The sequence below is a fragment of the Ruegeria sp. BHSB196 genome, from assembly GCF_059613135.1.
Map to the genome: position 1 here is coordinate 1 of NZ_JBXWRY010000030.1, position 16,258 is coordinate 16,258.

At 64.6% G+C, this 16,258-nt stretch carries 14 protein-coding genes; 7 read left to right on the forward strand and 7 right to left on the reverse strand.

Translation table 11 applies throughout. The annotated features are described in order from the left end of the window. The 3 genes from AC2FNJ_RS14450 to AC2FNJ_RS14460 all read right to left on the reverse strand — a co-directional run. Positions 1-1,504 (reverse strand): M3 family oligoendopeptidase (locus AC2FNJ_RS14450; protein ID WP_496765179.1); only part of this gene is annotated, 1,504 nt, incomplete at its 3' end. Between the two features lie 89 nt (positions 1,505-1,593). Further along, positions 1,594-2,562 (reverse strand): alpha/beta hydrolase, encoded by a 969-nt coding sequence (locus AC2FNJ_RS14455; RefSeq protein WP_496765181.1) that lies wholly within the window; start codon positions 2,560-2,562, stop codon positions 1,594-1,596. Next, positions 2,562-2,852: an SCP2 sterol-binding domain-containing protein gene (locus AC2FNJ_RS14460; protein WP_496765183.1), complete on the reverse strand. Its 291-nt coding sequence runs from the start codon at positions 2,850-2,852 to the stop codon at positions 2,562-2,564. Before AC2FNJ_RS14460 ends, AC2FNJ_RS14455 begins: the two co-directional genes overlap by 1 nt. Before the next feature lie 68 nt (positions 2,853-2,920). On the opposite strand from AC2FNJ_RS14460, the gene AC2FNJ_RS14465 reads away from it, so the two are divergent. The 5 genes from AC2FNJ_RS14465 to AC2FNJ_RS14485 all read left to right on the forward strand — a co-directional run bounded on the left by AC2FNJ_RS14465 (position 2,921) and on the right by AC2FNJ_RS14485 (position 7,951). After that, the gene (locus AC2FNJ_RS14465) at positions 2,921-3,490 is read left to right on the forward strand and encodes a tetratricopeptide repeat protein (protein WP_496765185.1); all 570 of its coding nucleotides are present in this window, start codon (positions 2,921-2,923) and stop codon (positions 3,488-3,490) included. A gap of 30 nt (positions 3,491-3,520) precedes the next feature. Then, on the forward strand, positions 3,521-6,385 hold the full coding sequence (locus tag AC2FNJ_RS14470) for a helicase-related protein (protein WP_496765186.1): 2,865 nt from the start codon (positions 3,521-3,523) through the stop codon (positions 6,383-6,385). 6 nt (positions 6,386-6,391) lie between these two features. After that, positions 6,392-6,763 (forward strand): RNA-binding S4 domain-containing protein, encoded by a 372-nt coding sequence (locus AC2FNJ_RS14475; protein WP_496765188.1) that lies wholly within the window; start codon positions 6,392-6,394, stop codon positions 6,761-6,763. A gap of 66 nt (positions 6,764-6,829) precedes the next feature. Next, positions 6,830-7,168, forward strand: coding sequence for a ferredoxin FdxA (gene fdxA / locus AC2FNJ_RS14480; protein ID WP_496765190.1), 339 nt, complete (start codon positions 6,830-6,832; stop codon positions 7,166-7,168). Positions 7,169-7,441: 273 nt separating this feature from the next. Next, a complete protein-coding gene (locus AC2FNJ_RS14485; RefSeq protein ID WP_496765192.1) occupies positions 7,442-7,951 on the forward strand; it encodes a CarD family transcriptional regulator in 510 nt (169 codons plus the stop codon). Positions 7,952-8,068: 117 nt separating this feature from the next. Here the strand turns inward: AC2FNJ_RS14485 and cobS are convergent, their stop codons facing one another. Continuing rightward, the gene (cobS, locus tag AC2FNJ_RS14490) at positions 8,069-8,833 is read right to left on the reverse strand and encodes an adenosylcobinamide-GDP ribazoletransferase (protein WP_496765194.1); all 765 of its coding nucleotides are present in this window, start codon (positions 8,831-8,833) and stop codon (positions 8,069-8,071) included. A 79-nt stretch (positions 8,834-8,912) separates the two neighbouring features. On the opposite strand from cobS, the gene cobT reads away from it, so the two are divergent. Next, positions 8,913-9,926: a nicotinate-nucleotide--dimethylbenzimidazole phosphoribosyltransferase gene (gene cobT, locus AC2FNJ_RS14495; protein WP_496765196.1), complete on the forward strand. Its 1,014-nt coding sequence runs from the start codon at positions 8,913-8,915 to the stop codon at positions 9,924-9,926. Between the two features lie 29 nt (positions 9,927-9,955). Here the strand turns inward: cobT and AC2FNJ_RS14500 are convergent, their stop codons facing one another. Then, positions 9,956-11,830 carry a monovalent cation:proton antiporter-2 (CPA2) family protein gene (locus AC2FNJ_RS14500; RefSeq protein WP_496765198.1) on the reverse strand — a complete coding sequence of 625 codons (1,875 nt, stop codon included), beginning with the start codon at positions 11,828-11,830 and terminating at the stop codon, positions 9,956-9,958. Positions 11,831-11,848: 18 nt separating this feature from the next. Continuing rightward, positions 11,849-12,304, reverse strand: coding sequence for an Lrp/AsnC family transcriptional regulator (locus AC2FNJ_RS14505; RefSeq protein ID WP_496765199.1), 456 nt, complete (start codon positions 12,302-12,304; stop codon positions 11,849-11,851). Positions 12,305-12,453: 149 nt separating this feature from the next. Between AC2FNJ_RS14505 and hppD the strand changes: the two genes are divergently transcribed. After that, positions 12,454-13,554, forward strand: a complete 1,101-nt coding sequence (gene hppD, locus AC2FNJ_RS14510) for a 4-hydroxyphenylpyruvate dioxygenase (protein ID WP_496765201.1) — start codon at positions 12,454-12,456, stop codon at positions 13,552-13,554. 99 nt (positions 13,555-13,653) lie between these two features. Here the strand turns inward: hppD and AC2FNJ_RS14515 are convergent, their stop codons facing one another. After that, complete coding sequence (locus AC2FNJ_RS14515) at positions 13,654-16,110, reverse strand: hypothetical protein (RefSeq protein WP_496765203.1); 2,457 nt, start codon at positions 16,108-16,110, stop codon at positions 13,654-13,656. Positions 16,111-16,258: the final 148 nt, after the last annotated feature.

The following is a 16,258-nucleotide window of genomic DNA, read 5'->3' on the forward strand; positions in this document are numbered from 1 at the left end:
TTTCGGCCTGAACGCTCATCCACAGCGCATTGATGTCGTCGGGCGTCAGCTCGCCGTTGCGGCGCGCGGCGTGCAGCTTGCACTCGAAGTCATAAAACGCGATCTGGCGCACCACCGTGTTGATCATGTCCTCGACCTTGCCAGCCAGAAGCACCTTGCGCTGATCCGCGGTTTCGGCCTGCTCCAGCATCTTGCGGAAGGTCAGCATCTCGCCGAAGACCGAGGCCGTTTCGGCCAGCGTCAGCGGCGTCGAAGACAGCATTTCGCCCTGATCCGCGGCCAGCACCTGATGCACGCCGTGACCCAGTTCATGTGCCAGGGTCATCACGTCGCGCGGTTTGCCCAGGTAGTTGAGCATCACGTAGGGATGCACTTCGGTCACGGTCGGATGCGCGAAGGCACCCGGTGCCTTGCCCGGCTTCACGGCGGCGTCGATCCAACCCTTGGAAAAGAACGGCGCGGCGATCTCGCCCATGCGCGGATCGAAGGCATTGTACGCCTCCATCACGGTCCGTTCGGCCTCGGCCCAGTTGACGATGCGGGTATCCTCCATCGGCAGCGGCGCATTGCGGTCCCAGACCTGCATCTTGTCGAGGCCCAGCCACTTGCGTTTCAGCTCGTAGTAGCGGTGGCTTAGTTTTGGATAGGCGGCGACCACCGCCTCGCGCAGGGCTTCGACCACCTCCGGCTCCACGTCGTTGGACAGGTGGCGGGCGGTCTGGGCGGTGGGCATCTTGCGCCAGCGGTCGATGATTTCCTTTTCCTTGGCCTGGGTGTTGTGGACGCGGGCAAAGGTCTTGACATTGGCCTGAAACACGCGCGCCAGTTCGCGGGCGGCGGCCTCGCGCTTGGCACGGTCCTGTTCGGTCAGCAGATTCAGGGTGCCCTCGATATTCAGTTCCTCACCATCGACGGTGAAGGTCAGACCGGCGATGGTCTCGTCGAACAGGCGCTCCCACGCATCCCCGACGACACCCAGATCGTGCAGGAATTTTTCAAGTTCGTCCGACAGTTGATAGGGCTTCATCGCGCGGATGCGGCGGAAGACCGGTTCATAGCGCGCCAGCTCGGCGTTTTCGGCGAGCCGCGCCGCCAGCGCGCCATCCTCGATCCGGTTCAGTTCGAGCGTGAAGAACACCAGCGGCGTCGTGAAGTTGGTGACCTTTTCCTGGCAGTCCGAGAGAAACTTGGCCCGCCCGGCGTCCGTGGTCAGCTGATAGTAGCGCAGGCCGGCAAAGGACATGATCCGGCCCGCAACCGTGCTGATCCGTTCGTTGCGCTGGACGCAGCGCAAGAGCGCGTCGGCATCCAGCCCGGCCAGCTTGCCCTCGTAGTCGGCGGCGAAATCGGCGCATTCGCGCTCCAACCACTCCAGATCGCGGGTCAATTCCGGCGCGTCTTCCGAGGAATAGAGGTCGCTCAGATCCCATTCCGGAAGGTTGCCGAGATCCTTGGCGCCGCCGGTCGCATTGGCATCGCGGACGGGAAACGGAAGATGGAGCATCGATCACCTCATGAAGCTGCTTCGGCCCACATCTAAGCGTGGCGCTGGCGGATCACAAGCGGGCGCCTGACCCGCAGGTTGCGGACAGCTCAGGCGACTTTCGCGTTGCCGGCCGGCGCGCCGTTGCGGAACAGTTCGGCCATCTTTTCGTAGACCGGGCCGCGCACGTCGGGCGCTTCCATCAGCACTTCGTGCTCGCCATCGGGGATCTCGACCAGGGTTCCCTTGGGCCAATTGGCCATGCGGGCGCGGATCGCCTTGCGGTCCACGATCTGCTCGTGGCTGCCGAGAAACGTCAGGGCGGGCAGGTCCGGCGCCGGCTGCGCCATCAGATAGGCGCATTCGTCCAGTGCCTCGCGCAGCCACAAGGTCGAAGGCGCCCCGAGCGCCAGTTCCGGATGCGCGGCCAGTTGATCCTTCATCATCTGGAACATCGCCGGGTCGCGGGTGAGGACGTTGCCCTCGAAGGGTTGCGAGGCGACATAGCTTTCCAGCGAGGTGGTCGGCGGCGTCTTGCGACCCAGCCCGAACCGTGGCCCCCAATAGGCCGTGACCCAGCTGAGCGGTTTCATGACCGGCGAAAAGTAGATGCCCCACATCGGCCCGGTGAAGGCGCAGGCCTTGAACGCATCCCCTTCGAGAACCGCCCGCAGCCCGATCGCGCCGCCCATGGAATGCCCGACCACGAACCAGGGCTTGGGCAGCTCCAGCTCCTGCGCCAGATCCAGGACCGCCGCCACGTCCTGCTGATAGTCGGTGAATTTCTCGACATGCCCGACGCGCGGGTCCGGCAGCAGCCTCTGGGCCAGGCCCTGACCGCGCCAGTCCACCGCCAGACAGGCAAAGCCGCGCCCGACGAATTCGCGGGCGGCGTCGGCGTATTTCTCGATGTATTCCGTGCGTCCCGGAAACAGCATCACGGTGCCGTGCGGTGCCTTTTCGGGCCGCCAATGGCCGACGCGAATCCGGAGTCCGTCCGCGGTCTGGACCCAATGCGCCTGTCCGCCGGTGGGTTCGCCGGCCACGTCCGAAAAGAAAGGGGCCGGCGACAAGGTCATCAGGCCAGCACCGATGCAAGCTTCATGGCAATGCCCATGTCGCCGTCCACGGTCAGCTTGCCGGACATGAATGCGCCGGTCGGGTTCAGGTCTCCGCTCAAAATCTGCTCGAAGGTCTCGGCATCTGCGCTCAGGGTCACTTCGGCGTCGTCATCGCTGACGCGCGCGCCGTCGGCATCCAGAACGATCGAGCCCAGATCGGTGATCGAGAACTTGGCGGAGGAGTCGAATCCGCCGCCCGCCAGCTTTTCGTTCAGTGCGGCCGCGGCCTGTTCAAGAGTGTCGCTCATGTTATCCTCATGTTGATACGGCGCCGTGATTGGACATAGCATGGCGCCACGCTACAGTGACCCTTGTTATGAGCATTGCATACCTCAATCTCAAACCTATCGTCGCGGCAATCGCGTTGATAGTCATGTTTTCCGGAACGGCCACCGCGCAAAACGCGGATTCCGACGACGAGTCGGCCTTGCTGGAGCAATTGCTGCTGGCCGATCCGGCCCAGGCCATTCATATCGACAGGCAATTGCAGGCGATCTGGACGAAATCGGGATCGGCCTCGGCGGATCTGCTGCTGGAGCGTGGCAAGGAGGCCATGGAGCAGGGCGATATCCAGACCGCGATCGAGCATCTGACGGCGCTCACCGACCATGCGCCCGGCTTTGCCGAAGGCTGGCACGCGCGCGCGTCGGCCTTTTTCGGGCTCGAAAGATACGGGCTGGCGCTGGCCGATCTTGAAATCGCCCTGGCCTTGAACCCGAACCACTATGACGCGATTTTCGGGCTTGGCCTGATCTTCGAAGCCATGAACCAGCCGGCGCAGGCGTACCAGGCCTATTCCCGGGCGCTGGCTATACATCCGCACCACGAGGAAGTAACCAAAGCCGTGAATCGGCTGAAGCCCCGGATCGAGGGCAAGGCACTCTGAACGCCCTGAACCGCAGGGCAGGGGGCGAAGGTGAACGGGTCATCCCGAATCGTGGCTGTTCTCGGCCCGACGAACACAGGCAAGACGCATTATGCCGTCGAACGGATGCTGGGGCACCGGACCGGGGTGATCGGCCTGCCGCTGCGCCTTCTGGCTCGCGAGATCTATGACAGGATCGTTGCGATACGCGGCCCGTCGGTCGTGGCGCTGGTCACCGGTGAAGAGCGAATCGTGCCGCCGCGCACCCAGTATTGGGTCTGCACGGTCGAAGCGATGCCCGAGGGCATGGGCGCCGATTTCGTCGCCGTGGACGAGATCCAGCTTTGCGCCGATCCGGAACGCGGCCATGTTTTCACCGACCGCCTCCTGCGCGCGCGGGGCACGCACGAGACGGTGTTTCTGGGTGCCGACACGATGCGCGGCCCCATCGCGGCCCTGGTGCCCGAGGCGCAGTTCGTCCGGCGCGAGCGGATGTCTCAACTGGTCTATTCCGGCTCCAGAAAGATCAGCCGGATGCCGCCACGCAGCGCCATCGTGGGGTTTTCTGTCGAAAACGTCTATGCGATCGCCGAGCTGATCCGGCGGCAGAAGGGCGGCGCGGCCGTGGTGATGGGCGCGCTGTCTCCGCGCACCCGTAACGCGCAGGTTGCGCTCTATCAGAACGGCGAGGTCGATTACCTGGTCGCCACCGATGCCATCGGCATGGGGCTGAACCTGGATGTGAACCATGTGGCGTTCTCCGCGCTCAGCAAGTTCGACGGACGCAGGATGCGGCCGCTGGCGCCGAACGAGTTGGCGCAGATCGCCGGGCGGGCCGGGCGCGGGATGTCGGATGGCACGTTCGGGGTGACCGGCGAAGCTCCGCCGCTGGACGAAGGCGTGGCGCAGGCGATCATGGACAGCCGCTTCAGCCCGCTCAAGAAACTCAACTGGCGCAACGCGGCGTTGCGGTTCGGGTCGATCCACGCGCTGATCGACTCGCTTGAGATCGGACCCGACGATGAATTCCTTACCAAAGCGCGGCCGGCGGACGACCTTAACGCATTGAAATCCTTGGCACAGGTGGCCGGCGTTGCGGCCCGCGCTAGCGACGGCGACTCGGTGCGGCTGCTCTGGGACGTGTGCCGCATCCCCGATTTCCGCGGGATCAGCCACGCCGAACACGCGGCGCTGCTCGAGGTGATCTATGAACACCTGCACGAGCGGGGCGCGATCCCAGAAGAGTTCATGGCGCGGCAAATCCGCCGAATCGACCGGGTCGATGGGGATATAGATACACTTTCCAAGCGGTTGGCCTATATTCGCACCTGGACATATGTCGCGCAGCGCAGGGGCTGGGTTCACGACGAATCCCATTGGCGCGCCGAAACGCGCGCGGTAGAAGACAGGGTGTCGGACGCGCTTCATGACCGTCTGACGCAAAGATTTGTGGACCGGCGCACCAGTGTTCTGCTGCGCCGGCTCAAGCAGAAGGAGGCCCTCTTGGCCGAAGTGAACGACAAGGGTGAAGTGACCGTCGAAGGCGAATTCGTCGGGCGTCTGGAAGGGTTCCGGTTCATCCCGGACAAGAGCGCGCAAGGGGCCGAGGCGAAGGCGCTGAAATCGGCCTCTGTGCAGGCGCTGGCTCCGCAATTCCATCTGCGCGCAGACCGGTTCTACAACGCGCCGGATACCGAGATCGACTTCACCGACCAGGGCGGGCTGATGTGGGGCGAATACGCCGTGGGCAAGCTGGTCGCCGGCGCGGAACCGCTCAAGCCGGTGGTAGAGGTGTTTGTGGACGATGCGGCCGGTCCGGATGTGGAGCAAAAGGTTCAGCGCCGGCTACAGCATTTCATCGATCGCAAGATTGCGGCGCTGTTCGAGCCTCTGCTGACCTTGCAGCGCGACGAGGAGTTGAGCGGGCTTGCCCGCGGGTTCGCCTTCCGCATGGTCGAGGCGATGGGCATCCTGCCGCGGTCGCAAGTGGCGCAGGAGGTCAAGGAACTGGACCAGGAGGCGCGCGGCGCCCTGCGCAAGCACGGCATCCGGTTCGGACAGTTCACCATCTTCATGCCGCTCCTGCTGAAACCCGCGCCCACACGTCTGCGACTGGTGCTCTGGGCGCTGGCCGGTGGGTTGCAGGATTTTCCCGAAGCGCCGCCGCCGGGTCTGGTCACGGTTCCGACCGTGGCGGATGCACCCAAGGGCTATGACACGATGTGTGGCTATCGCGCCGCCGGCACGCGGTCCATTCGGATCGACATGCTGGAACGGCTTGCCGACATGCTGCGTGCCGAGGACAGCCGCGGCGGGTTCGAGGCCAAACCCGACATGCTGTCGATCACGGGGATGACGCTGGAACAGTTCGCGGACCTGATGCAGGGGCTGGGATACAACGCCGAACGCGGTGAGCGGGTCAAGGTGCGGGCCGCGCCGGACACGTCCGCATCGCAGGAACGCGGCACCGACACGTCCGAGGCGGGGGATAAAGAGCCGTCCGCGGAGCAACCCACCGACGCTGCCGATGCCGCTGGCGGCATCGAAACGTCTGCGGCGGATTCTGAAGCCGAAGCCGCGGCCGGCCAGCCTGACGGCGAGGAACAAACCCTGGCCGACACCGATGCCGCCGAACCGGCCGGTGAACAGGTGGAAACGCCGGAATCGGATGAGCCCGAGATGGAAGTCTTCTACACCTTCACCTGGGGCCGCCAACGCCAGCCCAATCGCGGCCCGCGCCGCGAAAGGAGCCAGGGGCAGGGCAAGGGCAAACCGCGCGGCAAGCCGCAGGGCAAGAAGGGCGGCAAGCCTCAGCAGGGCACCAAGACCTTTACCGCGCGGCCGCCGAAAAAGGAAAAGCCCATCGATCCCGACAATCCCTTTGCCGCGCTGATGGCGTTGAAGGAAGGCGACTGACCCCGGATGAGCGATGCGCAGGCCAGGCTGAGGATCGACAAGTGGCTCTGGCACGCGCGCTTCTTCAAGACCCGCAGTCTGGCCGCCAAACAGGTGAGCGGCGGCCATGTGCGCGTGAATGGCAACAGAACGCTCAAACCTGCGCATTCGGTCGGACCCGGCGACGTTTTGACGTTTTCCCAGGGGCGCAGGATACGGGTGGTCCGCATCCGGGCGCTGGGCGAGCGGCGCGGACCCGCAGCCGAGGCGCAGACGCTCTATGCAGATCTTTCGGAACCCGAGGACGCTGGCCCTGGAAACCCGAAATTCGAGGGAAAAGGTCGCCCGTCCAAGAAGGATCGGCGGGCACTTGATCTTTCTCGACCGGGCAGGGGGTGATCCTCCCTTGAAGCCCGGCCAAGTCTGAATTAGCTAAACGCCCAAAGCGAACACGGGAATCCGACCATGACCTACGTTGTCACCGAGAACTGCATCGCCTGCAAATACACCGACTGTGTCGAGGTTTGCCCGGTGGACTGTTTCTACGAGGGCGAAAACGCGCTGGTCATCCATCCCGACGAGTGCATCGACTGCGGCGTGTGCGAACCGGAATGCCCGGCCGACGCGATCCGCCCGGACACCGAACCGGGGATGGAACAATGGGTCGAGTTCAACCGCAAATATGCTGAACAGTGGCCGGTGATCGTGACCAAGAAAGATCCTTTGCCGGGGGCCGAAGACCGTGACGGCGAAGAAGGCAAGATGGAGAAATACTTCTCCGAAGCGCCCGGCGAGGGCGGCTAGGCGATTCGGGGCGGCCGAATGCCGTCCGCAATCCCCGGTGCCTTGGAAAACAGTCTGTTGCAAACCGCTTACGCCGCGTCAGCTTCCGGTCGCCGTTTTTTTATGGTATACTTGCTGACCATATGAAGACAGAGACCGGGATGTGCTCCTTAAGTATGCTTGCTTTGGAGTTTTGAACCAGTGACATCGACGCCACCTGCCGGGGCCGACTCCAGTCCCGACACGTGGCTTTTTGTCGCCCGCAGACCAGTCAGCAGGTAAGGAAAGACGTGAATGACCAAATCGAAAAAGCTCGAATTCCGCCCCAACGACTATGTGGTTTACCCGGCGCATGGCGTCGGCCAGATCATCTCGATCGAAGAGCAGGAAGTTGCCGGGTTCACGCTCGAGCTGTTCGTGATTTCCTTTGAAAAGGACAAGATGACGCTGCGTGTGCCGACCAACAAGGCCACCGAATCCGGCCTGCGTTCGCTCAGTTCGCCCGACGTGATCAATCAGGCGATGAAGACGCTCAAGGGCAAGGCCAAGGTCAAGCGCGCCATGTGGTCGCGCCGGGCGCAGGAATACGAGCAAAAGATAAACTCCGGTGATCTGATCTCGATCGCCGAGGTGGTTCGCGACCTGCACCGCACCGACGATCAGCGCGAGCAGAGCTACTCCGAACGGCAGCTGTACGAAGCCGCGTTGGAGCGGCTGACCCGCGAAGTGGCCGCGGTTTCCGGCGGTGACGAGATCTCGGCCGCCAAGCAGGTGGATGAGGTTCTGACCTCACGCGCGGCTTGATACGCCGCTGAATCCGAGCATGGCCGCTCCGCTTTGGGGCGGCCATTCCCATGATTACCGCCTGGTTGTGCAGACCCGACCGCGCTTTTTGCCGGGAGGCGCGGTGCGCGGAGACTGTCAAAGCCAGGCCAGAAGCGTCACCAGAAACGCGATCTCGCCCAGCGACTGGGTCGCGCCCAGTACGTCCCCCGTCTGGCCGCCGATCTTGACCTTTGCGGTCCATCCCAGACCCAGCGCCACCAGGCTTGAAGCAAGCGCCGCAGGGATCATCGCAGGTCCGGCAATCAGAACCCCGAGCCCCAGCGCCAGCGCCAGTCCCATCAGAACCGCCGTCGCCGGGGGGCGTCCGACGCGATGACTCAACCCTTCGACCCGCGCATTCGGGAGCGCGGCCATCGTCACGGGCATCAGCGCGCGCGACCAGATCGCCGCTGCGAGGACCGACCACAGGGCGCCCCCCGCGGCGAGGGCCGCGATTGCGGCGATCCGGAGAACCTGGGACAGGATCAGCGCCAGAACGCCATAGGTGCCGATGTGGCTGTCCTTCATGATGTCCAGGCGGTGCTGCGGCGTGAAGCCGCCCCACAACCCGTCAGCCGTGTCGGCCAGCCCGTCTTCGTGCATGGCGCCGGTTCCGACGATCAGGACGGTGACGATCACGGCGGCTCCGATCCAGGGCGGCAGGCCGGTGGCCAGGACGACCATGCCCAGCGCACAGGCCAGCGCACCCAGCACAAGCCCGGCCAGCGGAAACGCCCAGACCGCCTGCGCCTGGCGGGCGAACACCCGTTCCGGCAAACGGGGCAGAGGCAGGCGCGTCAGCAGCATCAGCGCCAGGGCGACATCCCATGGCGAAATGGGGCGTGTGTCGTTTTTGTGCACTCGCAAGCCTTTCCGGGTCTTGTGGCGTGGACCGCATTGGTTAAACACGCAGGACCACTCCGATGCAACGAGGCTTTTCATGCTGCCCGACCTGACCGACCTGACCACGTTCCGCGCCTTGCTTGCCGATGCGCCGGCCCCCGATGCCGAGGCCATTCAAGCCGCGCAGGACCGGAACGGGCAGCTGACCAAGCCGCCGGGGGCGCTGGGCCGGCTGGAGGATCTGGCGATCTGGTACGCGGGCTGGCGTGGCCAAACCCGGCCGTCGGTCGCGGCGCCGCAAGTCATCGTGTTTGCAGGCAATCATGGGGTAGCGGCGCAGGGGGTATCGGCCTTTCCGCCGGATGTGACCGCGCAGATGGTGTTGAACTTCCAGCATGGGGGCGCGGCGATCAACCAGTTGGCGAAAGCCGCCGGCGCGAAGATGGACGTGCACGCGCTGGAACTGGAGCGGCCGACGGGGGATTTCACCAAAGGCCCGGCCATGGATGAGCAGGAGTTCTTTGCCGCCTTGCGCACCGGCTGGCAGGCGGTCGATGCGGGGGCCGATCTTCTGGTGGTCGGGGAAATGGGGATCGGAAACACCACCCCGGCCGCGGCGATCGCCTGCGCGCTGTTCGGCGGCGAGGCCGCCGATTGGACCGGGCGCGGAACCGGGGTCGATGATGCCGGTCTGGCCAACAAGACGCGGGTGGTTGCCGAGGGCGTTGCGCTACATGGCGACGCGAGCGATGGGCTGGAACTTCTGCGCTGCTTCGGTGGGCGCGAGATTGCCGCCATGGCGGGCGCCATCGCCGCGGCGCGGATGCTGCGCATACCGGTATTGCTCGACGGATTCATCTGTTCGGCTGCGGCGGCCTGTCTGGAACGGGCCGTCCCGGGAACGCTCGATCACTGCATCGCCGGACATCAGAGCGCCGAGGCCGCCCATGGGGCGATACTTGAGCGGCTGAACAAGGTGCCGCTGCTGGCGCTGGGCCTGCGCCTGGGCGAAGGTTCGGGCGCTGCCCTGGCGATCAACGTCCTTAAAGGCGCGCTCGCCTGCCATTCCGGCATGGCGACCTTTGCCGAGGCGGGCGTTTCGGACGGATAGGTGCGAAATCCGCCGTTCCTGCGGGCGGGTCAGGCCGATTTCTTGGCGTGTTCCTCGGCCAGTTCCAGAAGCGCGGTTTCCAGATCCTTCTCCAGCATCTGGGCGCGTTCGATGTATTTCTTGTTCTCCGCCGTCGGCATTCCGGGCACCCAGAGTTCGGCCAGGTCGCGGATCGTCTTGCGGTCGTGGTGATAGAACGTCTTTTCCGCCTGTGACGCTTCGTATTCGCTCAGCCCCACATTTTCGAGCACGTAGCGGCCCGCGCGCAGGGCGCCATCGAACATTTCCCGCACGATGTCGTCCGCGCCTGCCTGGTAGAGTTCATATACGTGGTTGCGGTCATGCGCCCGCGCGATGATGTGCAGGTCGGGACGCTGGCGCCGGGCATATGTGACCAGCCGTGTCACCATCTTTGGATCGTCCATCGCCGCGACGAGAACCTGCGCCTTGCCGAGACCCGCCGCCCGCAGCAACTCCGGCCTTGTCGGATCGCCGAGAAAGCCCTTTACGCCAAAGCGGCGCATGAGCTGGACCGTTTCGATATTGTGGTCCAGCACGATCGTCTTGAAACCGCTGGCGCGCACCAGCCGGTTGACGATCTGCCCGAACCGGCCGATCCCGGCGATGATCACCGGGCCGGCTTCGTCGATCTTGTCGGGCTCGGGCGCCGGACCCTTGTCGCCCATGTTGCGGGACAGGATGTCGTACACGATGAACAGCAACGGCGTGATCAGCATGGTCAGCGCGATGATCATCAGCAGTTTCTGGGACAGTTCAGGCGGTATGACGTTCTGTTTGGTGGAAAACGCCAGCAGCACGAAGCCGAATTCGCCGGCCTGGGCCAGCCCGAGCGTGAACAACCATTGGTCGCGCCCGACCAGCTTGAACGCGCGACCCACGACATAGAGGATGATACCCTTGGCCAGGATCAGCAGCAGGGCCAGGCCGATCAGGTCCAGCGGGTCGCGGAAGAAATAGTTTACGTCGATACCAGCCCCAACGGTGATGAAGAAAAGCCCCAGCAATAGGCCCTTGAAGGGTTCAAGGTCGCTTTCCATTTCGTGCCGGAACTCGGAGTTGGCCAGAACCACGCCGGCAAGGAAGGCGCCCAGCGCCGGCGAAAGGCCCACTAGCATCATCAGGAACGAGATTCCCACCACGATCATCAAGGCCAGCGCGGTATACATCTCGCGCAGGCGCGTGGTGTGGATGAAGCGGAACAGCGGCCGGGTCAGATAGATCCCGGCCAGAACCACGAAGGCAACCGCGCCGATGGTGACGAGGGTCACGGCCCACCCGGGCAGACCATCCACGAGGGACAGGGCCTCGTGATGCCCGGAGTCCACACCGCCGCGCGAGATCGACCCGTCCTCCTGAATTCGGGCCACCGGACTCAGGGCAAGCAACGGGAGCAGGGCGAGAATGGGAATCACCGCGATGTCCTGCGTCAGCAGAACGGAAAAGGTCGCGCGCCCGCCATTGGTCTGCATCAATCCCTTTTCCGAGAGCGTTTGCAGCACGATCGCCGTCGAGGAAAGCGCCAGCGTGAGCCCGACCGCCAGCGCAACCGTCCAGGCTTGCCCGGTGATCATTGCGACGACGGCGATGGCCAGTGTCGAAACGCCGATCTGCAAACCGCCCAACCCCAGCAGCTTGTCGCGCATGTTCCACAGCGCGCGGGGATCGAGCTCCAGCCCGATCAGGAACAGCATCATCACCACGCCGAACTCGGCGACATGCTGCAGGCTCTCGGTTTCCGCGCCGACGAGACCCAGAACCGGACCGATCGCAATGCCCGCGGCCAGATACCCAAGGACCGAACCCAGACCCAGCCGCGCCGACAGGGGAACCGCGATCACGGCGGCCGCCAGATAGATCGTGGCCTGGTAGAGGAAGTTTTCCATTCTCGTCCTTTCAGGAGGTCAGGTCGGCAAGGGGGCGTCGCGTTTGAGCTGGTCCATCACGATCTGGCTTTGCACGCGCGCCACCGCAGGATGCGGCAGGATCACCTCGTGAAGCAAGCGGTTGAGCGCGGGTAGATCGTCGCAATAGACGTGTAGGAGATAATCCGCCTCTCCGGTCATCGTCCACGCGCTGGTGATCTCGGGCCGGGCATTGACCATGCGCGCGAAACTTGCCGATTGTTCGGGTCCATGCGTGCCCAGATGCACCTGGATGAAGCCCTGCACGTGCAAGCCCAGCTTGAGCGGATCGAGCCGCGCCGCATAGCCGGTGATGTATCCATCGGCCTCCAGCCGCTGCCGCCGTCGTCCGGCCTGGCTGGGCGACAGGTGCAGCATTTCCCCCAGCTGATGCGATGTCAGATGCGCGTCCTTTTGAAGCGCGGCGAGAAGCTTGGTGTCCGTGGCGTCCAGCATGTGCGGCTAATTCCCGTTTTCATCGATTCTAGTGCGGAAAACGCGCGTGTAAATGGCGCCAACAGCAAAACAACGCGCAAAATCAGCATGAGATAAGGCGTATTCTCGACTCAGGAAATCCTTCAACCCCCAATTCAAGGAGACGCGCCATGGGTCCGTTCCCCCACAACGCCCCGAAATCCGTGATCAGCGACGAGAACCCCGCCGGCACCGACGGGTTCGAATTTGTCGAATTCGCCCATCCCGAGCCGCAGGAACTGCGCGACATTTTCGCCAAGATGGGTTTCGAAATGGTTGCCCGGCACAAGCAGAAGCCGGCGGTCGAGCTGTGGCAGCAGGGCGACATCACCTACATCCTGAACGCCGATCCCGACAGCTTTGCCGCGAAATTCGTGGAAGAACACGGCCCCTGCGCCCCGTCGATGGGCTGGCGCGTGGTCGATGCGCAAAAAGCCTATGAGCACACCGTGTCGAAAGGGGCCCAGCCCTATGACGCCGCCGACAAGACCATGGACGTGCCGGCGATCAAGGGCATCGGCGGATCGCTGATCTATTTCATCGACCAGTACTATGACACCTCGCCCTACAACGAGGAGTTCGAGTGGCTGAAACAGTCCAAGCCGCGCGGTGTCGGTTTCTATTACCTCGATCACCTGACCCACAACGTCTACAAGGGCAACATGGACAAGTGGTTCAAGTTCTACGAAGATCTGTTTAACTTCCGCGAAATCCGCTTCTTCGACATCCAGGGCAAATATACCGGCCTCTTCAGCCGGGCGCTGACCTCGCCCTGCGGCCGCATCCGCATCCCGATCAACGAGGACCGGGGCGAGACCGGCCAGATCGTGTCCTACCTCAAGAAGTACAACGGAGAAGGCATCCAGCATATCGCGGTCGGGACCGAGGACATCTATGCCTCGACCGATGCGATTGCCGAAAAGGGTCTGAAGTTCATGCCCGGCCCGAACGAGACCTATTACGACATGTCCTATGACCGCGTGAAAGGCCATGACGAGCCCAAGGACCGGATGATGAAGCATGGCATTCTGATCGACGGCGAGGGCGTGGTTGACGGTGGCGAGACCAAGATCCTGCTTCAGATCTTCTCGAAAACCGTGATCGGCCCGATCTTCTTCGAGTTCATCCAGCGCAAGGGCGACGACGGTTTCGGCGAGGGCAACTTCAAGGCGCTGTTCGAATCCATCGAGCGCGAGCAGATCGAAAGCGGCGAGATCAAGGCCGCCAGCTGACCGGACAGGGGAGGCCGGGCCGGATCAACCGGCCCGGGACCGAAAAGCGCCGCGCTTCCCTCGCGCGGCGCTTTTTTGCGTCTGGCGTTTTCGGCGGCGTCAGCTCTTGGGCATTTTCAGCGTCAGGTTGCGACCGCCCTTCTGATAGCGCAACTCGCTGTCGCCAATCGCCACGATCTTGCCGCCGTCCACCCTGTCGCCGACCTTGACCTTTTTGTAGCGCCCGCTTGGCAGGCGCACCAAGGCGCGGCGATTGGCCGGTGTTCCGTAGACGCCGATGAGATTGAGCCGCCGCAGATTGATCGCGTTGTCGATCGTGGCCTGACGGGCGACCGAAGCGGCCGAAGGGATCCTGGGCGTCACCGTGCGCGCCACGAAGCTGCCGGCTTCATCCGCCGGGTCGGCCTGGGGTGCGCTGGCGACGGGTGCCGAAGCGGCTGCCGGAGTCGTCGCCGGTGCGGTGGTCCGGGGCGCCAGCCCATCCGGGCGCGGCCTTGGTCTGAGCGTGACGACGACGGCCAGGGCTGTCGGGGCGTCATCGACTTCCTCAGGCGGCTGCAGGGTGTCGGGCCGCAATTTGGGGCGAAGCCCCGCCAGTTCCTCGCGCGAGCGTCCGCCAAGCTGAAGGCGTTCGGTCTGTTCAACCAGCTTCTCGGGGCGCAATCTGGGTCTGAAAGCCGCCAGCCGCTCGGCCGCCTCGTCGCTTTCCGGTTCGGCTTCGCTGCGCACGGGTGTTTCGGGTGGAACGACCGGGGGGCGGCCGAGATAGACCAGCACACCGTCGGGATTGAGCGCCCCGTCCGTGGTCGCGGCGACGAGGCCCCGGTCGTCGAGGTCGAACGTGGCTCCGGCCGTGCCCGGCAGGCTGGCCTGGCCCACAGGCTCGTCGGTCTCCACCGAGGACACGGCGGGCAGGGCGACCGCGTCCTGAGACAGGTCTGACCGGTCTATCGAGGCGACATAGAGATCGTCCAGCGAGCTGTCGACTTCGGGATCCTGCGGCGCCTGCGGATCGTTGCTCCAGATACCTGTGGCGGCATACAACGCCTCGTCTCCGCCGGCATCGTCCTGCAGTGGATCAACGGTCTGCGGCTCGACGCGCAGGGCATCCAGCACCGCATTGTCCGTCACCGACAGCAAGGGCGAACCCGCGGTGTCGGGCAGGGCGTCACCGGCGGGCGCGGACGTCGCCTCGTCCAGTCCAATCGCGGCGATGTCCTCGGCTTCCTCGTTGAGCTCCGCGTGCTCCGCGGACGGCTCTTGCGGTTGCGAGCCGGGCGAGATCAGCATCCACCCCGCCAGGGCCGCCGCCGCGGCGGCCGATGCGGCCAGGGCAGGCAGCAGATACGGAGGGAGGCTTCGGCGGCGCTGGCGCGCACCAAAGATCGTCAGGCGCTCGGCCTCGTCCAGCGGCCCGTCGTTCGGCGATCCAGGTGGCAAAAATGCGTCGGACGGGGCCGGTTCCGCGATTGCATGAATGACGGGTGGTTCCGGCTCGCGGTGTTCGGGTGCGCGTTCGGGCTCGGACCGGGGCGCGCGAAAGACGGCCCGGGGGGGTGGATCATCCCCCTCGGTGGCGCTCGGTTCGGGATCGGCCCGTTCCTCCGAAGGCGCGACCAAAGGCGCTTCGACCTCCGAAACCGGGTAGGGGACTTCCTTGACCTCGTCGGTCGTGGCCTCGGCCTCAGCCACATCCGTCGCCTTCTCGGTTGCGACGGGCGCGGTCGCCTCCATCAATTGCTCGGGGCGCGCGACCGAAGGTTCGGGCCTTTCGACCTCGGGGCGGCCGTCGGGCTCGGTCGGTTCGTCCTCCTGCTCCGCTTCGGCCGCCGCCAGAGTCGGCCGCCTGCGGGAGGCAAAGCTGAGCGCCGCCGTGTCGCCGGATGGGGCTTCATCCTCGACAATTTCCTGCGTTTCATTCCCGATCGGGGACTCGGATGGCAGATCGACCGCCGGCGCGTCGCTTTCTGCTGCAGAGTCCGCGGCGATGGAGTCGTCCTCCGGCTCCGCGACGACCGCATCGCCGACGATGGCCGTCGCCGCCGAGTCCGGTTCGGGGTACTCGCCCTCGGCGAGCGCGGCGGACGCCGCAAGACCAAAGAAGGGCTCGGTCGGATAGTCGTCCGGATCGGGCGCCGCCACGAGGATCAGCGGGGCAAAGCCATGCTGGGTGGCGAAGGATTCGGCTTCGCGGAGCGTCAGCTTGGTCACGGCGGCGACATAGGTCACGGCCCCGTCGTTCACGGTGTCATAGACCAGGTCCGAAAGCTCGCAGGGCGTTGCCGCCATCAGTTCCGCTTCGACCAGGGCCTTTCTGTCCGATTCCGGCAGGATGCCGGTTTCGACCCGCAGGCAGCGGATCTGATCGTTGGGGATCACCAGCTTGCAGCGCAAATCTTCGTTCAACAACGCAGCGCGCTTGCGCAGCCGCTCTGCCGCGCGCTCGGGGTCGGGGTTTCCAGTCTCGAACTCTCCGACGCGCAACCAGCCTTGATCGGCCCTGTACAGCAGGGCGATTCTGTCGGCCGACAACATCAATGCAAAGGCGGGTTTCATGGCCGGATCTTACCGTATTCGTCGCGTCTTGTGCGGTTGCCCCCACGTCCGCGCGCAGAGATTAGAGCAGGATACCGCCGAGGGAAAGGACAGAACCAAATCGCCTCTTGTCCGGCAAACCCCCGCGCACCCATCTTGGAAACTGCAA

What these genes read in the sequence shown, in the direction of transcription:
- AC2FNJ_RS14455 (WP_496765181.1), bottom strand. Translation starts at nt 2,562, where the DNA reads ATGACCTTGTCGCCGGCCCCTTTCTTTTCGGACGTGGCCGGCGAACCC.
- AC2FNJ_RS14460 (WP_496765183.1), bottom strand. Translation starts at nt 2,852, where the DNA reads ATGAGCGACACTCTTGAACAGGCCGCGGCCGCACTGAACGAAAAGCTG.
- AC2FNJ_RS14465 (WP_496765185.1), top strand. Translation starts at nt 2,921, where the DNA reads ATGAGCATTGCATACCTCAATCTCAAACCTATCGTCGCGGCAATCGCG.
- AC2FNJ_RS14475 (WP_496765188.1), top strand. Translation starts at nt 6,392, where the DNA reads ATGAGCGATGCGCAGGCCAGGCTGAGGATCGACAAGTGGCTCTGGCAC.
- fdxA (WP_496765190.1), top strand. Translation starts at nt 6,830, where the DNA reads ATGACCTACGTTGTCACCGAGAACTGCATCGCCTGCAAATACACCGAC.
- AC2FNJ_RS14485 (WP_496765192.1), top strand. Translation starts at nt 7,442, where the DNA reads ATGACCAAATCGAAAAAGCTCGAATTCCGCCCCAACGACTATGTGGTT.
- cobT (WP_496765196.1), top strand. Translation starts at nt 8,913, where the DNA reads ATGCTGCCCGACCTGACCGACCTGACCACGTTCCGCGCCTTGCTTGCC.
- AC2FNJ_RS14500 (WP_496765198.1), bottom strand. Translation starts at nt 11,830, where the DNA reads ATGGAAAACTTCCTCTACCAGGCCACGATCTATCTGGCGGCCGCCGTG.
- AC2FNJ_RS14505 (WP_496765199.1), bottom strand. Translation starts at nt 12,304, where the DNA reads ATGCTGGACGCCACGGACACCAAGCTTCTCGCCGCGCTTCAAAAGGAC.
- hppD (WP_496765201.1), top strand. Translation starts at nt 12,454, where the DNA reads ATGGGTCCGTTCCCCCACAACGCCCCGAAATCCGTGATCAGCGACGAG.
- AC2FNJ_RS14515 (WP_496765203.1), bottom strand. Translation starts at nt 16,110, where the DNA reads ATGAAACCCGCCTTTGCATTGATGTTGTCGGCCGACAGAATCGCCCTG.